Source organism: Mesorhizobium sp. M0751 (assembly GCF_040320265.1).
GTDB lineage: Bacteria > Pseudomonadota > Alphaproteobacteria > Rhizobiales > Rhizobiaceae > Mesorhizobium.
Window position 1 is genome coordinate 43,539 of sequence record NZ_JAMYPH010000001.1, and the last position, 22,901, is coordinate 66,439.

15 protein-coding genes and 1 pseudogene are annotated in these 22,901 nt (G+C 63.1%); 4 read left to right on the forward strand and 12 right to left on the reverse strand.

Translation table 11 applies throughout. The features are described 5' to 3' along the window. Positions 1 to 227 precede the first annotated feature (227 nt). Together gltB and NKI19_RS00220 are read left to right on the forward strand one after the other, a co-directional pair. Positions 228 to 4,958 carry a glutamate synthase large subunit gene (gene gltB, locus NKI19_RS00215; RefSeq protein ID WP_352564885.1) on the forward strand — a complete coding sequence of 1,577 codons (4,731 nt, stop codon included), beginning with the start codon at positions 228 to 230 and terminating at the stop codon, positions 4,956 to 4,958. A 143-nt stretch (positions 4,959 to 5,101) separates the two neighbouring features. Continuing rightward, a complete protein-coding gene (locus NKI19_RS00220) occupies positions 5,102 to 6,556 on the forward strand; it encodes a glutamate synthase subunit beta (protein ID WP_352564887.1) in 1,455 nt (484 codons plus the stop codon). 22 nt (positions 6,557 to 6,578) lie between these two features. On the opposite strand, the gene NKI19_RS00225 is transcribed toward NKI19_RS00220, so the two are convergent. After that, on the reverse strand, positions 6,579 to 7,826 hold the full coding sequence (locus NKI19_RS00225) for an SGNH/GDSL hydrolase family protein (protein WP_352469526.1): 1,248 nt from the start codon (positions 7,824 to 7,826) through the stop codon (positions 6,579 to 6,581). A gap of 26 nt (positions 7,827 to 7,852) precedes the next feature. After that, positions 7,853 to 9,079: a lytic murein transglycosylase gene (locus tag NKI19_RS00230; protein ID WP_352564889.1), complete on the reverse strand. Its 1,227-nt coding sequence runs from the start codon at positions 9,077 to 9,079 to the stop codon at positions 7,853 to 7,855. 207 nt (positions 9,080 to 9,286) lie between these two features. Between NKI19_RS00230 and galU the strand changes: the two genes are divergently transcribed. Next, positions 9,287 to 10,192 (forward strand): UTP--glucose-1-phosphate uridylyltransferase GalU, encoded by a 906-nt coding sequence (gene galU, locus NKI19_RS00235; protein ID WP_352488740.1) that lies wholly within the window; start codon positions 9,287 to 9,289, stop codon positions 10,190 to 10,192. Between the two features lie 12 nt (positions 10,193 to 10,204). On the opposite strand, the gene NKI19_RS00240 is transcribed toward galU, so the two are convergent. After that, the gene (locus NKI19_RS00240) at positions 10,205 to 11,965 is read right to left on the reverse strand and encodes an outer membrane beta-barrel protein (protein WP_352564891.1); all 1,761 of its coding nucleotides are present in this window, start codon (positions 11,963 to 11,965) and stop codon (positions 10,205 to 10,207) included. Positions 11,966 to 12,115: 150 nt separating this feature from the next. Here NKI19_RS00240 and NKI19_RS00245 point away from each other — a divergent pair, with 150 nt between their 5' ends. Beyond that, positions 12,116 to 13,117, forward strand: coding sequence for a KpsF/GutQ family sugar-phosphate isomerase (locus NKI19_RS00245; RefSeq protein ID WP_352489108.1), 1,002 nt, complete (start codon positions 12,116 to 12,118; stop codon positions 13,115 to 13,117). A gap of 108 nt (positions 13,118 to 13,225) precedes the next feature. Here the strand turns inward: NKI19_RS00245 and NKI19_RS00250 are convergent. The 9 genes and pseudogenes from NKI19_RS00250 to NKI19_RS00290 form a co-directional block, all read right to left on the reverse strand. Next, positions 13,226 to 13,691, reverse strand: a pseudogene (locus NKI19_RS00250) (NfeD family protein). A 10-nt stretch (positions 13,692 to 13,701) separates the two neighbouring features. After that, entirely contained in the window at positions 13,702 to 14,652 is a 951-nt protein-coding gene (locus NKI19_RS00255; RefSeq protein ID WP_352564893.1) for an SPFH domain-containing protein, read from the reverse strand. Positions 14,653 to 14,782: 130 nt separating this feature from the next. Next, positions 14,783 to 15,847 carry a ferrochelatase gene (gene hemH / locus NKI19_RS00260; protein ID WP_352564895.1) on the reverse strand — a complete coding sequence of 355 codons (1,065 nt, stop codon included), beginning with the start codon at positions 15,845 to 15,847 and terminating at the stop codon, positions 14,783 to 14,785. Positions 15,848 to 15,997: 150 nt separating this feature from the next. After that, complete coding sequence (locus NKI19_RS00265; protein ID WP_352564896.1) at positions 15,998 to 18,109, reverse strand: 5'-nucleotidase C-terminal domain-containing protein; 2,112 nt, start codon at positions 18,107 to 18,109, stop codon at positions 15,998 to 16,000. Positions 18,110 to 18,299: 190 nt separating this feature from the next. Beyond that, the gene (omp10, locus tag NKI19_RS00270) at positions 18,300 to 18,674 is read right to left on the reverse strand and encodes an outer membrane lipoprotein Omp10 (RefSeq protein WP_352489110.1); all 375 of its coding nucleotides are present in this window, start codon (positions 18,672 to 18,674) and stop codon (positions 18,300 to 18,302) included. A gap of 187 nt (positions 18,675 to 18,861) precedes the next feature. After that, the gene (locus NKI19_RS00275; RefSeq protein WP_352564898.1) at positions 18,862 to 20,307 is read right to left on the reverse strand and encodes a homospermidine synthase; all 1,446 of its coding nucleotides are present in this window, start codon (positions 20,305 to 20,307) and stop codon (positions 18,862 to 18,864) included. Between the two features lie 122 nt (positions 20,308 to 20,429). Then, the gene (locus NKI19_RS00280; protein WP_352488750.1) at positions 20,430 to 21,668 is read right to left on the reverse strand and encodes a hypothetical protein; all 1,239 of its coding nucleotides are present in this window, start codon (positions 21,666 to 21,668) and stop codon (positions 20,430 to 20,432) included. After that, positions 21,652 to 22,608, reverse strand: coding sequence for a heme-dependent oxidative N-demethylase family protein (locus NKI19_RS00285; protein ID WP_352564900.1), 957 nt, complete (start codon positions 22,606 to 22,608; stop codon positions 21,652 to 21,654). Before NKI19_RS00285 ends, NKI19_RS00280 begins: the two co-directional genes overlap by 17 nt. Beyond that, positions 22,605 to 22,892, reverse strand: a complete 288-nt coding sequence (locus NKI19_RS00290; protein ID WP_292662929.1) for a YciI family protein — start codon at positions 22,890 to 22,892, stop codon at positions 22,605 to 22,607. The genes NKI19_RS00285 and NKI19_RS00290 overlap by 4 nt, the downstream gene beginning before the upstream one ends. Positions 22,893 to 22,901 lie beyond the last annotated feature (9 nt).

Genomic DNA, 22,901 nt, shown 5'->3' on the forward strand with positions numbered 1-22,901 from the left:
TGTCGCACAAAACTGGCCGCATTGGCATATGATTGCGCCTCTGCGGCCATTGCCGCGAGCGACAGCTAGACAGTCTGGCTCCGGCCTGTACGAATACCATATGCGAACCATGCGGAAAGCCGCACGGTCGGCAAGAATTTCGCAAGACGTGCCGCAGATTGAAAGGGGAGCCACGCGCTTCCCGACGGAAACCAGCGCCCGAAGGGGACGGAACGGAGGACAGGACGATGACGGACATGACGCCATCTGCGACGAAGGCCGCGCAGACGACAGCGGCAGCCGTCAAAAATCCGTCCCTGACCAATATTCGGCGAACCAGCACCGGCTATGCTGCGCACGGCCTCTATGATCCGCGCAACGAGCATGATGCCTGCGGCGTCGGCTTCATCGTCAACATGAAGGGCGTGAAGTCGCACCAGATCGTCGAGGACGGCCTTGCCGTGCTCGAAAACCTGACGCATCGCGGCGCGGTCGGCGCCGATCCGCTGATGGGTGACGGCGCCGGCGTGCTGGTGCAGCTGCCGGACCGCTTCTTCCGCGAGGAGATGGCCAAGCAAGGGGTCGAACTGCCGAAGCCCGGCCACTACGCCGTCGGCCACGTGTTCATGCCGCGCGACCCGGAGCTGCAGGCGCATATCGAAGGCATCATCGCCGAGGTGGCGCAGCTCGAGGGCCAGCCGCTGCTCGGCTTTCGCGACGTGCCGGTCGACAATTCGTCGCTGTCGAAGGCGCCCGACATAGCCGCTTCCGAGCCGGTGCACCGGCAGGTGTTCCTGGGCCGCGGCGCCGAGATCGAGAACGACGACGATTACGAGCGGCGGCTCTACATCCTGCGCAAGGTCATTTCCGGCCGTATCCACGAAGAGACCAAAGGCGTCGACAACGGCTTCTATGTCGTCTCGATGTCGTCGCGGACCATCGTCTACAAGGGCATGTTCCTGGCCTATCAGGTCGGCGCCTACTACAAGGATCTCACCGACCCGCGTTTCGAGACGGCGCTGATCCTGGTTCACCAGCGCTTCTCGACCAACACGTTCCCGTCGTGGAAGCTGGCGCATCCCTACCGCATGGTCGCCCACAATGGCGAGATCAACACCCTGCGCGGCAACGTCAACTGGATGGCGGCGCGGCAGGCTTCGGTCGATTCCGAACTGTTCGGCAACGACATCTCGAAGCTGTGGCCGATCTCCTACGAAGGGCAGTCGGACACCGCCTGCTTCGACAATGCGCTCGAATTCCTGACGCAGGGCGGCTATTCGCTCGCCCACGCCATGATGATGCTGATCCCGGAAGCCTGGGCCGGCAACAAGCTGATGGGTCAGGACCGCAAGGCCTTCTACGAGTATCACGCAGCGCTGATGGAGCCGTGGGACGGGCCAGCGGCGGTTGCCTTCACCGACGGCCGCCAGATCGGTGCCACGCTCGACCGCAACGGGCTGCGGCCGGCGCGCTACATCGTCACCGATGACGACCGCGTCATCATGGCTTCGGAAGCCGGCGTGCTGCCGGTGCCGGAGGAAAGGATCGTCAAGAAGTGGCGGCTGCAGCCCGGCCGCATGCTGCTGATCGACCTGGACAAGGGCCGCATCGTTTCCGACGAGGAAATCAAGTCGGAGATCGCGACCAGGCATCCCTACAAGAGCTGGCTCGCCAACACACAGCTCATCCTCGAGGATCTGAACCCGGTCGAGCCGCGCGCCCTGCGCAGGGATGTCTCACTGCTCGACCGCCAGCAGGCGTTTGGCTACACCCAGGAGGACACCAAGCTGTTGATGTCGCCGATGGCGACCACCGGCCAGGAAGCCGTCGGCTCGATGGGTACCGACACGCCGATTTCGGCAATGTCGGACAGATCGAAGCTGCTCTACACCTATTTCAAGCAGAATTTCGCACAGGTCACCAATCCGCCGATCGACCCGATCCGCGAGGAGCTGGTGATGAGCCTGGTGTCCTTCATCGGGCCGCGGCCCAACATCTTCGATCTTGTCGGCAATTCGCGCCGCAAGCGGCTCGAAGTGCGCCAACCGATCCTGACGAATGGCGATCTGGAGAAGCTGCGCTCCGTCGGCCACACCGAAGACCGTTTCGACACCAAGACGATCGACATCACTTACGGTTCGAATGAAGGCGCGGCCGGCATGCAGGGCGCCATCGACCGGCTGTGCGAGCGCGCCGAGGCGGCGGTCGCCGGCGGCTACAACATCATCATCCTTTCGGACCGTCAGCTCGGCCCGGATCGCATTGCCATTCCGGCGCTGCTGGCAACGGCGGCCGTGCACCATCATTTGATCCGCAAGGGATTGCGCACCTCGGTTGGGCTCGTCGTGGAATCCGGCGAGCCGCGCGAGGTGCATCATTTCTGCTGCCTCGCCGGCTACGGCGCCGAGGCGATCAATCCCTATCTCGCTTTCGACACGCTGCTCGATATGCACAAGCGTGGCGAATTGCCAGCGGAGGTCGATGCCTACGAGGTCGTCTCCCGCTACATCAAGTCGATCGGCAAGGGCATCCTCAAGGTGATGTCCAAGATGGGCATCTCGACCTACCAGTCCTATTGCGGCGCGCAGATCTTCGACGCCATCGGCCTCAAGTCGGACTTCGTGCAGAAGTACTTCACCGGCACGGCGACCCTGATCGAGGGCGTCGGGCTGGACGAGATCGCCGCCGAAACGGTCAGCCGCCACACCGACGGCTTCGGCAACGACCCGGTGCTGCGCAACAGCCTCGAGGTCGGCGGCGAATACATGTTCCGCATGCGCGGCGAGGCCCATATCTGGTCGCCCGACGCAGTGGCGACCTTGCAGCACGCCGTGCGCCAAGGCTCGTGGGAGACGTTCAAGGACTATTCCGCCCAGATCGACAGCGAGACGGCGCAGGCGCAGACCATTCGCGGCCTGTTCAAGATCAAGCTTGCGCAAGAGACCGGGCGCAAGAAGGTCAAGCTCGACGAGGTGATGCCGGCGGCCGATATCGTCAAGCGCTTCTCGACCGGGGCGATGTCCTTCGGCTCGATCTCAAGGGAAGCGCACACGACGCTGGCGCGCGCCATGAACGCCATCGGCGGCAAGTCGAACACCGGCGAGGGCGGCGAAGAGGCCGATCGCTATCTGCCACTGCCGGGCGGCGGCAAGAACCCCGAACGCTCGGCGATCAAGCAGGTCGCCTCGGGACGCTTTGGCGTCACGGCGGAGTATCTTGTCAATTCCGACATGATGCAGATCAAGGTCGCGCAAGGGGCGAAGCCAGGCGAGGGCGGCCAGCTGCCGGGTCACAAGGTCGATGCGACCATAGCAAAGGTCAGGCACTCGACGCCGGGCGTCGGCCTGATCTCGCCGCCGCCGCATCACGACATCTATTCGATCGAGGATCTGGCGCAGCTCATCTACGACCTGAAGAACGTCAATCCGGCGGCCGACGTATCGGTCAAGCTGGTCTCGGAAGTCGGCGTCGGCACGGTTGCGGCCGGCGTCGCCAAGGCGCGTGCCGACCACATCACCATATCAGGCTATGACGGCGGCACCGGTGCCTCGCCGCTGACCTCGCTCAAGCATGCCGGCAGCCCGTGGGAGATGGGCCTTGCCGAGACGCACCAGACGCTGGTGCTCAACGGCCTCAGGTCGCGCGTCGCGCTGCAGGTCGATGGCGGCCTGCGCACCGGGCGTGACGTCATTATCGGCGCACTGCTCGGCGCCGACGAGTTCGGCTTTTCGACCGCGCCGTTGATCGCGGCCGGCTGCATCATGATGCGCAAGTGCCATCTCAACACCTGCCCCGTCGGCGTCGCGACACAGGACCCGGTGCTGCGCAAGCGCTTCAAGGGCACGCCCGAGCACGTCATCAACTTCTTCTTCTATGTGGCGGAAGAGGTGCGGGCGGTGCTTGCCGAGATGGGCTACACCCATCTCGACCAGATCATCGGCGACACCGACCTTCTGGAAAAGCGCGAGCTGATCCAGCACTGGAAGGCACGCGGGCTCGACTTCAGCAAGATGTTCTACAAGCCCGATGCGCCGCACGAGGCGGTGCACTGGACCGAGCGGCAGAAGCATCCGATCGACGACGTGCTCGACCGCAAGCTGATCGACCTCGCAAAGCCGGCGCTCGAAGCCAGGCAGCCGGTCAGTATCGAACTGCCGATCCGCAACGTCGACCGTTCGACCGGCGCCATGCTGTCGGGCGAGGTGGCAAAGCGCTTCAAGCACAAGGGCCTGCGCGAGGACACGATCTCGGTCAAGCTCACCGGCACGGCCGGCCAGTCCTTTGGCGCCTTCCTGGCGCGCGGTGTCTCGTTCGAACTGGTGGGCGCCGCCAACGACTATGTCGGCAAGGGCCTGTCGGGTGGCCGCATCGTCATCCGCCCGCCGGAGAACACGAAAATCGTTGCTGCCGAGTCCATTATTGTCGGCAATACCGTGCTCTACGGCGCAACCGAGGGCGAGGCCTATTTCTGCGGCGTTGCCGGCGAGCGTTTTGCCGTGCGCAATTCGGGTGTCGCCGCCGTCGTTGAAGGCGTCGGCGACCATGGTTGCGAATACATGACTGGCGGTATCGTCGTCGTCATCGGCCAGACCGGCCGCAACTTCGCCGCCGGCATGTCGGGCGGCGTCGCCTATGTGCTCGACGAGGCGGGTGATTTCGCCGAACGCTGCAACATGGCGATGGTCGAGCTGGAGCCGGTTCCGGAAGAGGACGACCTGATGGAAAAGCTGCTCCACCATGGCGGCGATCTCGACCATAAGGGCCGTGTCGACGTATCCGGCGATATGACCAGCCATGACGAGGAGCGGCTCTACCAGCTGATCTCCAACCACGTCCACTACACCGGCTCGGTACGAGGTCGCGAAATCCTCGACGACTGGGCGACTTTCCGGCCGAAATTCCGGAAGATCATGCCGGTCGAATACCGCCGCGCGCTGATCGAGATGGAGCGGATGCGCATGAACGTGGCGGCGGAATAGATTTGGAAATTGCCGGGAGGCCATGCGTCCCGGCAACCATCTTCATCAACAATCCTGACCTCGGACTGAAGGTTGCCACAGCTGCCTTATGAGGTTAACGGGTGCGTCGCCAGGCGTGCCTTCCGGACAGCAGGGACTGGACTATGGGCAAGGTAACAGGGTTTCTCGAGATCGACCGGCAGGTGCACAAGTACCAGCCGGCTTCCGACCGCATCCGGCATTTCCGCGAGTTCACGCTGCCGATGTCGGACAAGGAGGTCGAGAAACAGGCCGCGCGGTGCATGGATTGCGGCATTCCTTATTGCCATGGACCGACCGGCTGCCCGATCCACAACCAGATCCCGGACTGGAACGACCTCGTCTACAATGGCGACTGGGAAAACGCGATCCGCAACCTGCATTCGACCAACAATTTTCCGGAATTTACCGGCCGCATCTGCCCCGCACCTTGCGAGGAAGCCTGCACGCTGAACCTCGAGGATATTCCGGTCGCCATCAAGACCATCGAGCAGGCCGTTGCCGACAAAGCCTATGAAACCGGCCATATCCGGCCCTATCCGCCGGAACGGAAGACCGGCAAGCGCGTCGCGATCATCGGCTCGGGGCCGGCAGGCATGGCGGCTGCCCAGCAACTCGGCCGCGCCGGCCATGACGTTCACGTCTATGAGCGCGAGAGCCGGCCGGGCGGGCTGATGCGCTACGGCATCCCCGATTTCAAGATCGAGAAGCATTATATCGACCGGCGCATCGAGCAGATGCAGGGCGAAGGTGTCAGCTTCCATTGCGGCGTCAATGTCGGCGTCGACAAGCCGGTCGCCGAACTGCTCGCCGAATATGACGCCGTGCTCTATTGCGGCGGCTCCGAAACGCCGCGCCCGGCCAACATCCCGGGCGACGATCTCGACGGCGTGCACGACGCCATGCCGTATCTGGTGCAGCAGAACAAGCGTATCGGCGGCGAGCCGATCCAGTCGGTGGCATGGCCGTCGCGCCCGATCGTCGCCGGCGGCCAGCACGTCGTCGTCGTCGGCGGCGGCGACACTGCCTCAGACTGCGTCGGCACCGCCTTCCGCCAGGGCGCGGTACGCGTCACCCAGCTCGACATCCGGCCGCAGCCGCCGGAAAAGGAGGACAAGCTGTCGGTCTGGCCCTACTGGGCGACCAAGATGCGCACGTCATCGTCGCAGGCCGAAGGCGCCGAGCGCGAATTCCAGGTGGCGACGCTTGAATTCATCGGCGAAGACGGCCAGCTGACCGGGGTCAAATGCTGCGAGGTCGACGAAAAGCGCAAGCCGATCGCGGGCACGGAATTCGTCATCCGCGCCGATCTCGCGTTCATCGCCATCGGCTTTGCCGGGCCAGCCGCTCGCGGGCCGATCTCGGAACTCGACGGGCAGATGAAGATCGTCACCGACAGCCGCCGTTCGAAGAATGTCGAGGCCAATGACCGGGACTACAGGACCAGCGTCGAAAGGCTCTATGCGGCGGGCGACGTGCGGCGCGGCCAGTCGCTGGTCGTCTGGGCGATCCGCGAGGGTCGCCAGGCGGCGCGCGCCATCGACGAGGCGCTGATGGGATCGAGCGTGCTGCCGCGCTGAGCCCGTTCCGAAGAGGTTCTGTTTACTGGCGGATCGCCGTCGTCGTATCGGATGCGGCCGCCGTCGCAGGCTGTGTCTTGGGCGGCCAGGAGAAATCGTCGGCGCGGCCCGGTGAGGCGTCGGGCGCCTTGCCCTCGACGATCAGCCTTTCGCCCGGCAAATTCTTGTCAGCTTTTGCCGGCGGGGCGGCGCCGAGAAGTTCCGAGCCGCCGTCCAGCGCCGGATCGCTGAGCAGCATCGGCACGGTGCGATCGACAGCTATCGGTGCCGCGGCAGGTGCCGGCGCCTCGACGGGAGCGCCGGCCGGGGCAGAAGCCGTCACCACGCTTCCCGGCGCGGCCAGCCCCAGGATCTTCATCAGCGGCTTTTCGGTATAGAAGGCGAGCTTGCGCTTGCCGGCCTTCGACATGTTGATGCCGTCGTCGGAGCGCAGGCGCACCGATTGGCCGTTGATGTCCGGTCCGCTGGTGATGAAGGCGCCGTTCTCGTCGACGAACCCGTCCCAGACGTCGACGAATTCGCCGCCGTGGCTTTCGGCGGACGAGCGGAAGATGTCGTTGAAGGCCAGCATGTCGGAGGTCATTTTCGAGACCCGGAAGGCCGGCATGCCGACCCACAGATACGGCACCTTGGTTGCGGCGATGGCCTTGCCGAACGCATCGGTCCGGCGCTCGTATTCCTTGGTCCAGTTTTCGGATCGCGGCTGCTCGCGTACATCGCCGACGCGCATCTGCTGCCGGTCGTTGGATCCGAGCATGACGACGACGGCTGCCGGTTTTTCGGCAGCGATCAGCGACTTGACCTGTTCTGGCCAGTTGTAGACATCGTCACGCACGAAGCCGGACGATCCGTTGGCACGGACGACGATCCTGACGCCAGTGTTTTCGGCAAAGGCGGCGTCGAGCCCCTCAGCCAGCCCAGACGCCATGAAATCGCCGACCACCAGAACGACGCGTGCATCCGGCGCCTTCTCGACTACTGGGGTTGTCGGCTCGGCCGGCGGCGGCCGGCTAACTGACCGGGGCTTTCTCAGCTTGGGCCTGGGCTTTGTTCTCTGGAATTCTCTCTGGAATTCGGGCGGCGGCTGCTCAAACCGCTCGCTTCTGCGCGGAAACAACAGGTCGCGCAGCGACCAGCCACGACTTTCCGGCTCCTGCGCCATGGCCGCGGTATGAAAGGCACTGGCGCCGCCGACCGCCAGAACGGCGATCGCCAGAACGAGGATCGGCACGCGACGAACGATTAACCGGATGCGCGCAGCCGAAACCAATCACCCTCTCCATCCCGCAACCGGCTCTAGTTCTGCCTGAGCCATTTGAGCACTTCCTTGCTCGGATACCCGTCCTGGGTCAAGCCAGCCTTTGCTTGGAAGGCCATGATGGCGGTTTTCGATCCGTCACCGATCTTGCCGTCGAACTTGCCGTCGTAATAGCCGTGCTCGGAAAGTCGCTTCTGAAGCTCCTGCCTTTCCTCGAAGGAGAGCTTGGTAAATGGTCGCTTCCAGTCCTGCACAAGCCCGCCATAGCCGGCAATTTCGTCGGCAAGAAGGCCCACGGCGAGCGCATATTTGTCGGCATTGTTGTAACGCTTGATGACCGAGAAATTCTTGATCATCAGGAAAGCCGGCCCGCCGCTGCCGCCGGGCAGCTTCAACGTCGCTTTGTCCGCACCGTTCTTGAACGGCTTGCCGTTGGCACGGCTGACCCCCAGCGCCTGCCATTGCGACAGCGACTTCGAGCCTCCGGGCAGCTTCTTGCCGTCCGGAAGGCTGACCTCATAACCCCAGGTCTTGCCTGCCTGCCAGCCGTTCTTCCTCAGCAAATTGGCGGCTGTCGCCAGTGCGTCGGGAATCGAATTCCAGATGTCGCGCTTGCCGTTGCCGTCCATATCGACCGCATAGGACTGGTAGCTGGTGGGGATGAACTGGGTATGGCCCATCGCGCCGGCCCATGAGCCGCTGAGATGGCTTTCGTCGATGTCGCCGGTCTGCAGGATCTTCAGCGCCGCGATCAGCTGGGTGCGGGCAAATTTCGCTCGCTTCGGATCGGCATAGCCAAGCGTCGCCAGCGAGCGCACGACATTGCGCATGATATCATCGCGCTTGAGGGTTTCGCCGTAGTTCGATTCCATAGACCAGATGGCCAGCAGGATGTAGCGGTCGACGCCGTATCTTGCCTCGATCCTGTCCAGCCAAGGCTTCCATTTCCTTGCCATCTGCTGGCCGACGGCGACCGACTGGTCATGGACGCGGTTGTCGAAATAATCCCAGGCGGGTGCGGTGAATTCGGGTTGAGTACGGGCCTTTTCCAGTACCACCGGGTCAGCATCGTTGATGCCCTTGAATGCCTGGTCGTAGACGGAGCCGGAAACGCCGCTCGCCACGGCGGTAGCACGGAAGCTGGCGACCCATTGGCGGAAGCCGGCATCGGCAAAAGCCGGTCCGCTGGGCATGAGCAAGGCAAGCGAGAGGCTGGCGGCCGTCAGGACGCTGGTGAAGCGCCTTGCGGCGTTGCGAACGGACATCTTTTCCTCCTTCTTCATCTCAGGAAGACTATTCATCGCCGAACCCGGTTAGCATTTGGTTTACCATAGGTGCCGTCCGGGGTGAAAAGATGCGTCAATGCTTTACCAGCTGAGATTTCTGACCCGCCGTTCAGTAATCCTCGATTTCGGCATGAAAATGTCTCGAATCGGGATTGCCGAACAGGCATGCAAATGGATAATTGGCACATGAAGAGAGTTCGCAAGGCAGTGTTCCCGGTTGCCGGTCTCGGCACGCGCTTTCTCCCCGCCACCAAGGCCATTCCCAAGGAAATGCTGACGGTCGTCGACAGGCCGGTCATCCAGTATGTGGTCGATGAGGCGCGCGAAGCCGGGATCGAGCATTTCATCTTCGTGACCGGCCGCAACAAGGCGGTCATCGAGGATCACTTCGACGTCCAGTTCGAGCTCTACGACACGCTTGCGCAGCGCGGCAAGGACGACCAGCTCGCCCGCCTGCAGCGGCTGCAGCCGGCACCGGGGCAGACCAGCTTCACCCGCCAGCAGGTACCGCTCGGCCTTGGTCACGCCGTCTGGTGCGCGCGCGAGCTCGTCGGCGACGAGCCCTTTGCGTTGCTGTTGCCCGACATGATCATGCAGTCGGAAAAAAGCTGCATGAAGGACATGGTCGAGCTTTACGCCGAGACCGGCAACAACATCGTCGCCGTGCAGGAGTGCGATCCGGCCGAGGCGCACAAATACGGCATTGTCGGCCGCGGCGAGGACGCGCATCACGGTTTCCGCATCACCGGCATGGTGGAAAAGCCGAAGACCGGCACCGCGCCGTCGAACCTCTACATCAACGGGCGCTACATCCTGCAGCCGGAGATATTCAAGATACTCGAAGGTCAGGAAAAAGGCGCCGGCAACGAGATCCAGCTCACCGATGCAATGCTGAAGCTGCAGAAGCAACAGCCCTTCTACGGCTACCACTACCGCGGGCGGACGTTCGACTGCGGCTCGCCCGAAGGCTTCGTCGAGGCCAACGTTGCCTTCGCACTTTGGCGTAGCGACATGAATGCCAGCATGGCCGGTGTAATTCGCACGCTTCTGGACGAACTCGCGCCGTCAGAACGCCGCGGCGTAGCCTCATAGTTTCAACACCGGCTAGCGCTGCAACTTCAAGCCGACGAAGATGCTGTTGGCCGTGTAGTCGCGCCCAACCAGGTTGCTGGTCAGTTTTTCAGTCCTGGCGCGGGTGGTGAGCCCGGTGTAGCGGTTCAGCCACCACGTCAGCCCAGCCTCGGCGCTCAGCGTCAAATCATGATCGTCGGAGCCGGTATAGTCGCGCCATTCAAGGCCGAGAGCGGCATTTCCGGTCAGGTTGGCGCGGATCTGCCGCTCGCCGGTGAGGCTGCCGGAATAGAGCATGGAGCCGCTTTCGCCCGCATTCGTCGTGTTCTCGGCGGTCGTCTGTGCGGTGAGCCCGATCGTGGTTTCGCGTTCCGGCGACCATTTGAGATCGGCATTGACCGTCGCGCCCGAAATCGCCGGCAGGCGGTCGTCGTCGATGGCCTCGCGCAGCCAGCCGACCGAGAACTCGCCGCTAAGCTTCTCGCGGAGATCGAGCTCGACGCCGGCCCGTGCGCCAAGCCTGCTGGAGGAGCGCTGGAAGCCGTTTGGATCGACGCGCAAATCATAAGCGCGCCGGCCGATCTCGATTTCGGTGAACGGAGTGATGGCAGGCGAGATCTCGTAACCGGTGCGCAAAATGGCCGTGTAGAGCGTCGAGTCGCGGCCCTTCTGCGACAGCGATCCGCCTGACGAAAGCTTGGCGTCGCCAAAGATGTCGTGCTCGACCGCGCCGGTCAGCGCGAAGCGCATCTTGCCGGCATCCTTCTCGACGGCGAGACTTCCGTTCACTGTCTGCCGCACTGGCTGGCCAACGGCGCCGACGACTGCGTCCGGCGCCGAGGCCGATTCGGGCACGGCCTCATAGCCCAGCTTGGCGATGGCGCGCAGATCATTGTCGAGATCGATGTTGAGTGTGCCGTCGACGCGGCCTTGCGCCTCGTGAATGTCATAGCCGGACAAGGTTTCGCGGAAGATGCCATAGCCCTCAACCGTCGCCGAATTCTCCCGCCAATCGGAGACGGCGTTGAAGCGCAGCGTCGTTTCCGACAGCAATGCCGGCTTGCCGAGGCTGCTCGAATCGGCGTTTGTCGAAGACGTCAGGCCTTGCTCGAGCGTCGGCCGGATCACGAAGGAGCCGAGCTTGATGCCGGTGGCGGCGAACGGGTCGTCCTCGTTCTTTTTGTTCTGGCCTTCGATGGCTTCGATGCGCTCGGCGCCGGGGTCGAGCCTCAGCCTTTCGGCGGAATCGACGGTGACGGCACGGCGGTTGACCGTATCCTGCTCGTCTACGGTGTCGGTGTCATCGGTCGTCGCCGTCGCTGCAGTCGCGGTTCTCTTGCGCTTCTGGCTGTCCGCGGTCTCGTCTTCGCTGTTGGCCGCATTGGCGGCGCGTTGCGTTACGCTTGGCCGCCGTCGTGGGGGCGGAGCAGGGTTGTCGGGAAATGGGTCGCCGCTGGCCGCTGGTGGATCGAAAGTGCCGCCGGTTGTGGTCGCCTCGCCCGTGCCGTCGTCAGGCAACGCCCCTTGGCTGGCCGGGCGATAGGTAGGCAGCGGCGTATTGTCGTTGGCGGTTGCAGCAGCCTGCGCGGCTTGGGTTCCGGCTATGCTCGATTGCCTGATCTTGTACTGCTGGTCGTCCAGGATTGTCGATTCCGCAACCTCGCCGCGCAGTTCGGTTTCCTGGGCGCAAAGCAGTGCCGGCCGCGACAACGCAAAGACACTGGTTGCCAGCAGCAAAGCGCAAACCGCCTTGCCCTTTCGTCCCATTTTGTTTTGAGGCTGAAACCCGGACATCGGCACCACTGCTTGCGCGGCGCACGCGCGCCATACTTACGAAACCGTAAATGGGGATGGTTAACGGAGCGTTGAGGGATGGCCCGTCAGGAGGTTCGGGACGGCAATTCCGTTGGACAGGCGCGCGCCGAAGCGCTAATCGCATCGTCCATGGACGTGAAATCCCCAGACAGGAAGCGGCACGATGGGCAGGCCGCGATTGCCTCGGCGCTGAGAACGGTGGCGACGGAGCAGGCCGGCGTCGCGGCACTGGCAGACGCTCTCGAAAACGGGCTGGCCGAGCCGTTCGCACGGGCCGTCGGCATGGTGTCGCAGATCGATGGCCGTGTCATCGTCACCGGGGTCGGCAAAAGCGGCCATATCGGCTCGAAGATCGCCGCGACGCTCGCCTCGACCGGCACGCCGGCCTTCTTCGTCCACCCTGCCGAAGCCAATCACGGCGACCTCGGCATGATCGCCAGGAATGACGCCATCGTCGCCCTTTCGTGGTCGGGCGAAAGCCTCGAGCTCAAGGGCATCATCGCCTATTCGAGGCGCTTCTCGATTCCGCTGGTCGCGGTCACTGCGGGTGAAAAATCGGCTCTGGCGCGCGCGGCCGACGTCGTGCTTCTGCTGCCGCGAGCACCGGAAGCCTGCCCGCACGGCCTTGCGCCGACGACCTCGACACTATTGCAAATGGTGATGGGCGATGCGCTGGCCATCGCGCTGCTCGAGGCACGCGGCTTCACCCCGGACCATTTCCGGACGTTCCATCCCGGCGGCCAGCTCGGGGCCAACCTGACGCAGATCCGCGAGATCATGCATGTCGGCGACAGGCTGCCGCTGGTGTCGTCCGGCACCGGCATGCGCGAAGCGATCCTCGAATTGTCGCGCAAGGGGTTTGGCTGCGTGGCGGTGACTGCCGCGGACGGCAAGCTGATCGGCATCATCACCGATGGCGACATCAGGCGCCATATCGGCAGCGATCTCCTGGCCATGAGCGTCGATCAGGTGATGACCAGAGAGCCGAAAATGGCCGCGCCCGACACGCTTGTTGCGACGGCGCTGCAGACGATCAACGACTCGGCCATCACCAGCCTGATGGTGGTCGAAGGCAGGCGGCCGATCGGGCTCGTCCATCTGCACGACCTGCTGCGCATCGGTGCTGCCTAGAGCGGTTCATCGTTTCACGGAACGCTGAACCGCTCTATCTCTTTGTCTTTGCGCAATTCCGGTCGGAAAACCGTCTCACACTTTTCCTGGAATTGCTTTAGCGGGCTTCTAGACCGCCTCGACCGTCAGTTCCAGATCGGTGTCGGCGGCGCCCGTCACCCGCACCTGCGTGCCAGCCGGCAGGTCAGGGCCGGAGACGCGCCACAATGTGTCGCCCAGCTTGATGCGGCCGCGGCCGTCTTTGATCGGCTCGGCAAGGGTCGCCGTCCGGCCGACCATCTGCGCGCCGCGACGGTTGAGCAGGGGCTGGTCGGTCTCATCGGTGGCGTCCGCCCACCAGCCGCTTGCCGACATAGGCCGAGACCAGCGACAGCGCCAGGAAGGCGAGGACCTGGACCTGCCAGGTCCAGAAACCGGCATCCCAGATGAGAAGTGAGACGGCGCCGATCAACAGCGCGGCAATGCCGATCCACAGCATGAAAATACCCGGCGCGATGACCTCCATAACCAGCAGGACGAAGCCGAGGACCATCCAGCTCCACGGGCCGAGTTCGGAAACAATGCGGTCGAGCATGGCTGCGGCCTCAGGTTTCGCTCGGGCGAATCACCGGCGGGCGGGCGGCCTGTCGTGCGGCGCCGGCGGTGCCTTCGCTCCGGAAAACCTCCTTGGCGATTTCGCCAATGCCGCCGAGCGTGCCGATCAGCGATGAGGCCTCCACCGGCATCAGAACGAGCTTGCTGTTTGTCGCCGAGCCGATCCTGGTCAGCGCTTCGGTGTATTTCAGCGCGACGAAGTAGTTGAGCGCCTGCACGTCGCCCTTGGAGATCGCCTCCGACACCACCTGCGTGGCGCGTGCTTCAGCCTCGGCCGAGCGCTCGCGCGCCTCGGCGTCGCGGAAGGCGGCTTCCTTGCGGCCCTCGGCCTCCAGGATCTGCGATTGCTTGAGGCCTTCGGCGGCGAGGATCTGGGCGCGCTTATTGCGCTCGGCCATCATCTGGCGGCCCATCGATTCGACGAGATTGGCCGGCGGGTTGATGTCCTTGATCTCGACACGAGTGATCTTGATGCCCCAGGGATGTGCCGCCTCGTCAACGACGCGCAGCAGGCGCTCGTTGATGGCGTCGCGGTTCGACAAAAGTTCGTCGAGGTCCATCGAGCCCATCACGGTGCGGATGTTTGTCATCGTGAGATTGAGAATCGCATTCTGCAGGCCGGAGACCTGGTAGGCGGCCTGCGCCGCGTTGAGCACCTGATAGAAGGCGATACCATCGACGGCAACGGTGGCATTGTCGCGGGTGATGATCTCCTGCGTCGGAACGTCGAGCACCTGCTCCATCATGTTCATCTTGGCGCCGACACGGTCGACGAAAGGCACGATCAGGTTTAGGCCTGGGTTCAATGTCTTGGTGTAACGGCCAAAGCGCTCGACGGTATAATTATAGTCTTGCGGAATTGTCCGGATGCCCTTGAAAAGCACCAGCATGACAAGGGCGACAAGAACAAGAAGCGCGATATCAAAACCACTGAAACCCATTTGGCTCTCCCCTCAAAGGCCGGCCATGTTGGACATTCCACGCGGCCGACTTGACCAAACACTTAAGTGTGTTTCAGCAACGTGACAATCAGGTGATCACGGATTGCCGGTGCATGGACGGGCGATCCATTCAGGCCCAGCCGGACAACTCGCGCCGCACCATCGCCTCGATCACCGCCATGCCCTCGGCACTGTCGTTGAGGCAAGGGATGTGTGCGAACTTTTCGCCGCCGGCATGGTGGAAGGTCTCGGCCGCTTCCCTGCCGATCTCGTCCAGCGTCTCGATGCAGTCGACGGAAAATCCCGGGTTGACGATGGCGATCGATTTCACGCCTTCGCGCCCTAGTCTGTCGACCGTCTTGTCGGTGTAGGGCTGCAGCCATTCCTGCGCGCCGAAGCGCGACTGGAAGGTGGTGATCAGCTTCTTTTCATCCCAGCCGAGCTTTTCGCGCAGCAACCGCGTCGTCTCGAGGCAATGGGCCTGGTAGGGGTCGCCCTTGTCGGAATAGGGTTTCGGAATGCCGTGATAGGAAGCGATGACAATTTCCGGTTCGAAGGCGAGGCTCGCCAGATGCTTTTCGATCGAACGGGCGAGCGCATCGATATAGGCCGGCTCGTTGTAATAGGGCGGCACGCTGCGAATGGCCGGGGCGCGGCGCATCTTCATCAGCGCGCGAAACAGCTGGTCGTTGGCAGTCGCAGTCGTCGTCGCCGAATATTGCGGATAGAGCGGGAAAGACAGGATGCGGTCGCAGCCTTGCTCGACCAGTCTCCCGGCCACGCTCTCGGTCGAAGGATTGCCGTAGCGCATCGCCCAGTCGACAACGACATTGGGTAGGTCGCCGAGCGCGAGCCCGAGCTTCTCGGCCTGGGCGCGGGTGTAGGTGCGCAGCGGCGACTCGTTACGCTCCCGGTTCCATATCCTGGCATAGTTGGCGCCCGACTTCTTCGGCCGGGTTGTGAGGACCACGCCGTAGAGGATCGGATACCAGATCGCCTTGTTGAGCTCGATGACGCGTGGATCGGACAGGAACTCACGGAGGTAGCGCCACATTGGCTTGAAGCCGGTGCCGTCGGGGGTGCCGAGATTGATCAGCATGACACCGACCTTGCCGGTCCTAACCAGAGGGCGCTCCGCCGATGGCGAGGCGGTGGTCCTCTCGGCTTTGATTTCAGCAGGGCTGGCACGCGTCATGAGGTTCTCCAACACCGCGAACCAACGGTGCCGCGGCGAAAGTAGCGATGCCGCGCCGGTTTTCAAATGCTGCGTCTGGCCGCACCTTGTCCCAGAAATGCAACACCCGCCCGGTTTGCCGGGCGGGTGCTTTGAGTTCCTGCGGCCGGATTACTTCGAGGCCGCCGGGATCGTCAAGGTTGCGCCGATCGGCAGCCGGCGTGGCTCGTAGGCTTTGTTGGCATCGTAGATCATTTTCCATTTGGTGCCGTCGCCATAGGCCTTCACCGCGAGATCCCAATAGGTATCGCCGGCGACGATTACATGGCTGCTTTCGGCTGGTGCCGGCGCAGCCGGCTCGGCAGGTTTTGCTGGTTCACTTGGGGTTGGCTGACTCGGGGCAGGCGCCGTCTCGGCCGGTTTGGCCGGTTCAGCCGGAGCAGGGGTCGCCGGAGCCGGTGTGGCCGGAGCCGCAGGTGCCGCCGGCTGGGCCGGCTCGGCGGGTGCGGGTGTTGCCGGCGCGGTTTCAGCCGGGACGGCCGGCGGCGTCTTGGAAATGTCGCCGGAGCCGGCCGGCATTTCGGGCATTGCCGGCTCAGCAGGCTTTGCCGGCGCGGCCTCAGCAGGTTTTGGCGGTTCGGCAGGCTTGGCAGGTTCTGCGGCTGGGGCTACGGTCGCGGCGATCTCGGTGATGCGGCCGTCGAGCTTCGGCGTATAGGGCCGGTGCGCACCGAGGTAATCGGCAACGACCTGTTCCAGCCCCGGGCCGTAATCATAGGCGTTCTTGGCCTTCTCTGCGAACACCTTGTAGCCGTCGCCGCCCTGGCGGACATAGTTGTTGGTGGCGACCAGGTAATCCTTGTCCGGCTTGATCGGCGTCCAGGCGCCGCCTTCCATGACCTCGACCGATTTGACGCGTCCATTAGGCGGCGCCGATTTGTCGAACGCATATTTCAGGCCGGCAACCTGCGGGAAGCGCCCGGCGCCGTCCTCGACCTGGCTGAGGCCGCTTTCGAGGCCGCCAACCAGATCCTTGCCGGAGATCTGGAAGGTCGCCAGCGTGTTCTGAAACGGCAGCACGGTGAGAACCTCGCCCATGGTGACGGTGCCCTGGTCGATCGAGGCGCGCAAGCCGCCACCATTCGAGATGACGATCTCGACACCCTGGCTCTTGACCCGGTCGAGGACGGCGTCGGAGACCAGATTGCCCATCTCGCATTCGCGGGCGCGGCAGTTTTCGCGACTGCCGTCGATCGCCTTGGTGGTCTCGGCGACTTCTTTGTTCTTCAATGCCTCGATCGGCGCGCCGAGTTCCTTGATGCGGGCAAGCACGGCGGGGTCGGGCGTGATCGATTTGTCGAGATGGATGGGATCGCCGCTTGCCTCCTTGACGACGCCGTTGTCGTCGAACACGACCTTGAACTCGCCGAGATATTTCGAATAGGACGCCGCCTGCACGACCGGCACTTTGTAGCCGTCCGGACTGTCGACCATCGTCGGATATGGGCCTTCCGCCTTGGGATCGGTGTTGGACAGCAGCGAATGGCTGTGGCCGCCGACCACCACGTCGACTCCCGGGATCTTGGCGATCACGTCGCGCTCGCGCTTGTAGCCGATATGGGTGACCGCGATGATTTTGTTGACGCCCTCTCCCTTCAGTTTCTCGACCTCCGCGGTGATCGACTTGACGTCGTCTTCAATGGCGATGTTCGGGCCGGGCGAGGCAAGCTCCGGCGTGTCGTTGGTGACCGCGCCGACGATGCCGATCTTCTGGCCGCCGACCTCGACCACGATCGACGGCTTGACGCGGTCGCCGAGCTTGGATTGCGCATTGGCCTTCACGTTGGCGCCGAGCACCGGAAACTGGATCATGTCGAGAAACGGCGCCAGCGCCGACTCGCCATCGTCGAACTCATGGTTCCCGAGAGCCTCGGCATCGAATTTCATCTGGTTGAGGAATTCGCCTTCGGTCTTGCCCTTGTAGGTCGTGTAAAAGAGCGAGCCCTGGAAATTGTCGCCGGCGCTGAGCAGCAGCACGTTCTGGCCTTCCAGCTTTTTGCGCTCCTGCGCGATCGCTGTGACCAGGCGGGCGGCGCCGCCGATGCATTCGCCCTTGGTCTCCTCCTCGGCTGAGCAGGTCGATTCGTACTTGTTGTTGCTCTCGATGCGGCTGTGCCAGTCATTGATGTGCAGGATGTTCAGCGTGTAGTCGGCAAAGGATGCTCCTGCCGACAGGCCAAGCGCCGATGCCGACAGCGCGGCGATGGCAGCGATCTTCTTCATTCTCGTCTCCCGGATAACTGGACCAGACGCGTTTAACGCTCTTGTTTGACTGGGATGTAACAGCCCTCTCGGGCCATGTTCACATCGCGTTTCAGTCGATGCAAGCGGAATTCGGCATCAGCTTTGGCGGCGCAAGAAGACGGCGGCTTGAAGCCGCCGCCCTTGTGCAAAGTCAATTCGGAATCGGACTTCAGGTGCGCCTGGTCAGCACAAAATTCTGCCCGCTCGCGCTGGTGCAATTGAGCTGGCTGGTGGAGACCATCAAGCAGTTGAAGCTGATCGGCGTCTGGCGGATCAGCGAAGTGCCATGGATCTCGACCGAGGTGCCGCCGGTCATGGTGTAGCTGCCATCGGCAAGCTTCTGGCCGGTGTCGGTTGCTACGGTCGCGAAGCTGCCGCCCTTGAAGGTCGACAAGCCCGTGCCCTGCGCGTCGATCCAGGAGCCTTCGACCCCTTTGGCGGTGATCACCGGCGGCTCGCCCGGGCCGGTGGTGGTGCAGGCCGCCAACGCGACCGTAGCGGCCGCTGCAATGCCAGCCGAAAACAGTCTTTGCGCAATCGTCATCATCAAGATCCTCTCCTCTCGCATCGGCCCGAAAATCGATCCGATTTTCGGAAAGCACGATGCGCGCATTCAAAGTGCTAGAGCGTATCTTGTGCGTCCAAATGGACGCACGTCGCTCTAGGCCGCCCCTCTTCAATCGCCCGATTTCCGGGCGATTGCAAGCTGGCGGAGTGTTGAGGTAACGCTGCTATCGAACGAGGATGTTGCGGAATTGCCACGGGTCTTTGGTGTCGAGGTCCTCGGGAAACAGACCAGGCCGATTGTCGAGCGGTGTCCAGTCCGAATAATAGCTCCTGACCGGCCCCAGATAGGGGTTCTGCACGTCGAGGCAGCGCTTGTAATCCATCTCGTCGGCTTCGACGATGCCGGCCTCCGGATTTTCCAGCGCCCAGACCATGCCGGCCAGCACCGCCGACGTGACCTGCATACCGGTGGCGTTCTGGTAGGGCGCCAGCTTGCGCGCCTCGGCCAGCGACAGCTGCGAGCCGTACCAGTAGGCGTTCTTGGCGTGGCCGTAGAGCAGCACGCCGAGCTCGTCGATGCCATCGACCAGTTCGTTTTCGTCGAGCACGTGATGTACGGGCTGAGCCTCGCCGGCGGCACCGAACATCTCGTGCAGCGACAGCACGGCGTCGTTGCAGGGATGATAGGCGTAATGGCAGGTCGGCCGGTACTCCACCTTGCCTTTCTTGCTGTGCAACGTGAAGAAATCGGCAATCGAAATCGCCTCATTATGCGTCACCAGGAATCCGTATTGCGGACCGGACGTCGGGCACCATGTGCGCACGCGCGTGTTGGCGCCGGGCTGCTCCAGAAAGATCGCGGCCTTCGAGCCGTTCTTGTGCTTTTTGGCGTTCTTCGGCATCCACGTCTCATGCGTGCCCCAACCGAGCTCGGCCGGCTGCAGGCCTTCCGAAATGAAGCCTTCGACCGACCAGGTGTTCCAAAACACGTTCATCGGCTTGGGTTTCTTGGTGCGCTGGGTGTCGCGCTCGGCGATATGGATGCCCTTGACGCCGGCCTTCTTCATCAGCCTGGCCCAGCCTTCGCGATCGTGCTGCGTGGGTTCCGCGAAGTCGAGGCCAAGATCTGTGGCGAGGTTGACCAGTGCCTGCTTGACGAACCACGAGACCATGCCGGGATTGGCGCCGCAGCATGAGATCGCCGTAGTGCCGCCCGGGTTCTTCGCGATTTCAGTACGCACGGTCTCGCGCAGCGCATAATTGGTGCGTGAGGCGTTGTCGGCCTTTTCGTCGAAATAAAAGCCGAGCCAGGGCTCGACCACCGTGTCGATATAGAGGACGCCAAGCTTGCGGCAGAGCTTCATCAACTCGAGCGAGGAAGTGTCGACCGACAGGTTGACGCAAAAGCCCTGGCCGCTGCCATTGGTCAAAAGCGGTGTCAGCAGCTTCTTGTAATTCTTTTTGGTCACCGCATCCTGCATGAAGGTGATGCCGCGCTCGTCGAGCAATTTGCGGTCGGTGTCGCGCGGGTCGATGACCGTCATGCGCGACTTGTCGAATTTGAAATGGCGCTCGATCAGCGGCAGCGTTCCCCGTCCGATCGAGCCGAAGCCGATCATCACCACAGGGCCGGTGATCTCACCGTAGACGAGCCAGTTTTCATTCGCCATTTATCGATTACTCCCTCAAAAAACGCTTCGGAACAGCGGCTTGGCCGCGGCGCGACAAACCATAGATCATTGTCACAATAAAGCGAAAAGCGGCCGGCCGGCCTCACGCCGCGCCATCCCGGCTATGGCTCGACCAGTCTCGCGAATTCAGGCTTGAAGAGGTCACGTGCCTCGGCGACTGGCAGTTCCAGCAGATCGTCGGCGCAGGCCTGGATGGCATGCGGCAGGGTCTGGAGCCCGAACACCAGAACCTGCTTGTCGCCCTCACGCCAGAGGCTGACCGCCAGATATTCGCCGATGAGATCGTCCATGCCGCATTCGGCTTCGTGATCGATGTCGGTCTGATCGGTCGGTTTCTTGCGCCGCTGCTTGACGAAGGAGGCCAGGGAAGGACCGGGCTTGCCATCCACCGTATCCGAGAAAATGTCCTGAAGGCCAAGCAGGACGCCGCGCCGCACATCCATGATGTAGGCGTCCGAATAGTTGGTCGGATGCGCTCCGCCGCAGAAGATGCTGCCGGACTCCCGCCAGCTCATCAGCCGCGGCGTCAGCGAGCTCACTTCGAATGTGCTGTCCTCATAGCCGCCGAGCGTGCCGTCGTTCACACCGTCAATCGGCCCGCCTTCGTTGAAACCGGCGTATTGCGCAGCCACGCAGCCCAGTGCGCCGATGTTTGCGCGCCAGTGCCTGTCCTGCAGCAGAGCATTCGCGGCCTCGATCGGAACGTTGCCGGACAGTTCGACGATGCGCGGCGTGGCGAATTTGGTGCGGGGGTCGACGACATAGCGGTAGGTTGCGTCCGGCCAACCAGTGGTCTTGCCGATATCAAGCTGAGTGTCCATCCGCAGATAGTCATAGGGAGACGTTTCCATGGTGAGCGGCGTGTCATTGCCGAAGAACTTCATGAAGCTGAAATCGTAGAGATCGAGCGGGGTGCTGGGCTCATTCTCGCTCACTTGCCGACTTGCGACCCGTTCCAATCTGAGCGGCAGCGCCTTCTTTCCGTTCCAGCTGCCTTCAAGGGTCTTGCCGTTACTGGATAAGGCCAGGCGCCACACAGCGGCGATCGGCGCGGCCTTTCCGTCATCGCAATTATCGGCGCCGCATGCCTCCTCCTCGGCCAGTTCGAACTTGCTGCTCTTCCGCGACCTGGCTTGCAGCGGGATGTCGACGCCCTTCGAGCGGAAGAAGTAGCGGCCGGCCAGCGGGCCGTCGGCGGCCGCGGGGTCGCCGGTGAATTCGACGACGATATCGCTTTTTCCAAGCTTGCCGGCATAAGTCACCGGCTCCGCCTCGGCTGCTGTCGACAGTACCAGGATCGCGGCCATGAACGTGACCGGCCTGCTAAGATGCTGGATCATTGTTTCCCCAAGCCATGACTTTCAGTCGTTCCGTCAGCCGGTCACGGTCGGCGGTCATCCCCTTGTAGTCGAGCTGTGCCTCGTCCAGCGCCAGAAGTTGTTCGGCCAAGGACGCTGCGAGCGCCGCGTGGTCGGGGTGGCGCTCCAGCACGGCGAGCGGGTCGAGATGGATGCGGATGGTGAAGAGTATGTCGCCCGAAACGGGGAGCTTTCTCAGCGTCTGCCGCTCGACGCGAATAAAGGCATGGGCGTCGATGTCGCCGTCCGGGAATCTCGACGGGCGACTGCTGGCGCGATCGATGCGCTCGAGGTTGGAGAGCGGATGGTAGAGCGCGTCGCCCGCCTGGATCGACCAGTTGTAGCGCTCGACGGCTTGGCCCTGGAGGCCGTCGAACATGCCGTTGATGAGATCGGCCGGGCGTGTGCCTGGGCCGAAACCCGGTACCGGCGCGTGGATCTGCTGCAGCGGCTTGCCGAATTTTTCGGTCAGCGACCATGACGACGGGAAGCAGAGCGAGCCGGCCGCCAGGCGCCAGCCGCTCTCGTCGCGGCGCATCAGGATCAAATCCTCCTGGACAAGCAACGAGGCCGCGACAAGCGGCACATCGCTGAAAGAAGCTGCGGTGCCTGGGCCTTCGAGATTGTCGGTGCCGCCGATCACCTCGATCGCGTTGTCGGTACGCCTGTGGGTCTGAGGAAAGTTCGCCGCCAGATGCGCACCGAGCAGGTCGAGCACTTCGCGCTGGGCGTCGCGCGTGGCTTGCTCCTCGACAAAAACCTTGTCGGGAATTTCCGCATAAAGCCGGCGTTTCTCGGCAAGATAGGGCAGCAGATATTCGTCGACCTCGATCCAGCTATCGAGATTGAGCGGCTTCAGCCCGATGGTGAACAGTTTCGACGAGCCGTCATAGGGTGTGTGGGTCGGTGGGCGGAAACTCATGCTTCTTTGTAGGCTTCCAGTGCGGCAGTGGCCATTCTCGCCGTGAATTCGGTGATTTCGTAGTCGGCGGCACCTGCCTTGGCGAAGGGATCGTCAGCCAGTCTGGCATCGAGCTCCTCGCGTGGACCGCGCGCGATGATGATGCCGCCGGTCCTTGGCCGCTTCGGCCCGGAGGCGACAAAGATGCCTTGCGCATAGCAGGCCTTCAGCCACTCGACATGCGCTTGCTGAAGGCGGTCGATCTCGGTCAGCGGCACCTTGTAGTTCAGCGAAACCACGAACATTGTTGTCTC

What these genes read in the sequence shown, in the direction of transcription:
- gltB (WP_352564885.1), top strand. Translation starts at nt 228, where the DNA reads ATGACGGACATGACGCCATCTGCGACGAAGGCCGCGCAGACGACAGCG.
- NKI19_RS00220 (WP_352564887.1), top strand. Translation starts at nt 5,102, where the DNA reads ATGGGCAAGGTAACAGGGTTTCTCGAGATCGACCGGCAGGTGCACAAG.
- NKI19_RS00230 (WP_352564889.1), bottom strand. Translation starts at nt 9,079, where the DNA reads ATGTCCGTTCGCAACGCCGCAAGGCGCTTCACCAGCGTCCTGACGGCC.
- galU (WP_352488740.1), top strand. Translation starts at nt 9,287, where the DNA reads ATGAAGAGAGTTCGCAAGGCAGTGTTCCCGGTTGCCGGTCTCGGCACG.
- NKI19_RS00240 (WP_352564891.1), bottom strand. Translation starts at nt 11,965, where the DNA reads ATGTCCGGGTTTCAGCCTCAAAACAAAATGGGACGAAAGGGCAAGGCG.
- NKI19_RS00245 (WP_352489108.1), top strand. Translation starts at nt 12,116, where the DNA reads ATGGACGTGAAATCCCCAGACAGGAAGCGGCACGATGGGCAGGCCGCG.
- NKI19_RS00255 (WP_352564893.1), bottom strand. Translation starts at nt 14,652, where the DNA reads ATGGGTTTCAGTGGTTTTGATATCGCGCTTCTTGTTCTTGTCGCCCTT.
- hemH (WP_352564895.1), bottom strand. Translation starts at nt 15,847, where the DNA reads ATGACGCGTGCCAGCCCTGCTGAAATCAAAGCCGAGAGGACCACCGCC.
- NKI19_RS00265 (WP_352564896.1), bottom strand. Translation starts at nt 18,109, where the DNA reads ATGAAGAAGATCGCTGCCATCGCCGCGCTGTCGGCATCGGCGCTTGGC.
- omp10 (WP_352489110.1), bottom strand. Translation starts at nt 18,674, where the DNA reads ATGACGATTGCGCAAAGACTGTTTTCGGCTGGCATTGCAGCGGCCGCT.
- NKI19_RS00275 (WP_352564898.1), bottom strand. Translation starts at nt 20,307, where the DNA reads ATGGCGAATGAAAACTGGCTCGTCTACGGTGAGATCACCGGCCCTGTG.
- NKI19_RS00280 (WP_352488750.1), bottom strand. Translation starts at nt 21,668, where the DNA reads ATGATCCAGCATCTTAGCAGGCCGGTCACGTTCATGGCCGCGATCCTG.
- NKI19_RS00285 (WP_352564900.1), bottom strand. Translation starts at nt 22,608, where the DNA reads ATGAGTTTCCGCCCACCGACCCACACACCCTATGACGGCTCGTCGAAA.
- NKI19_RS00290 (WP_292662929.1), bottom strand. Translation starts at nt 22,892, where the DNA reads ATGTTCGTGGTTTCGCTGAACTACAAGGTGCCGCTGACCGAGATCGAC.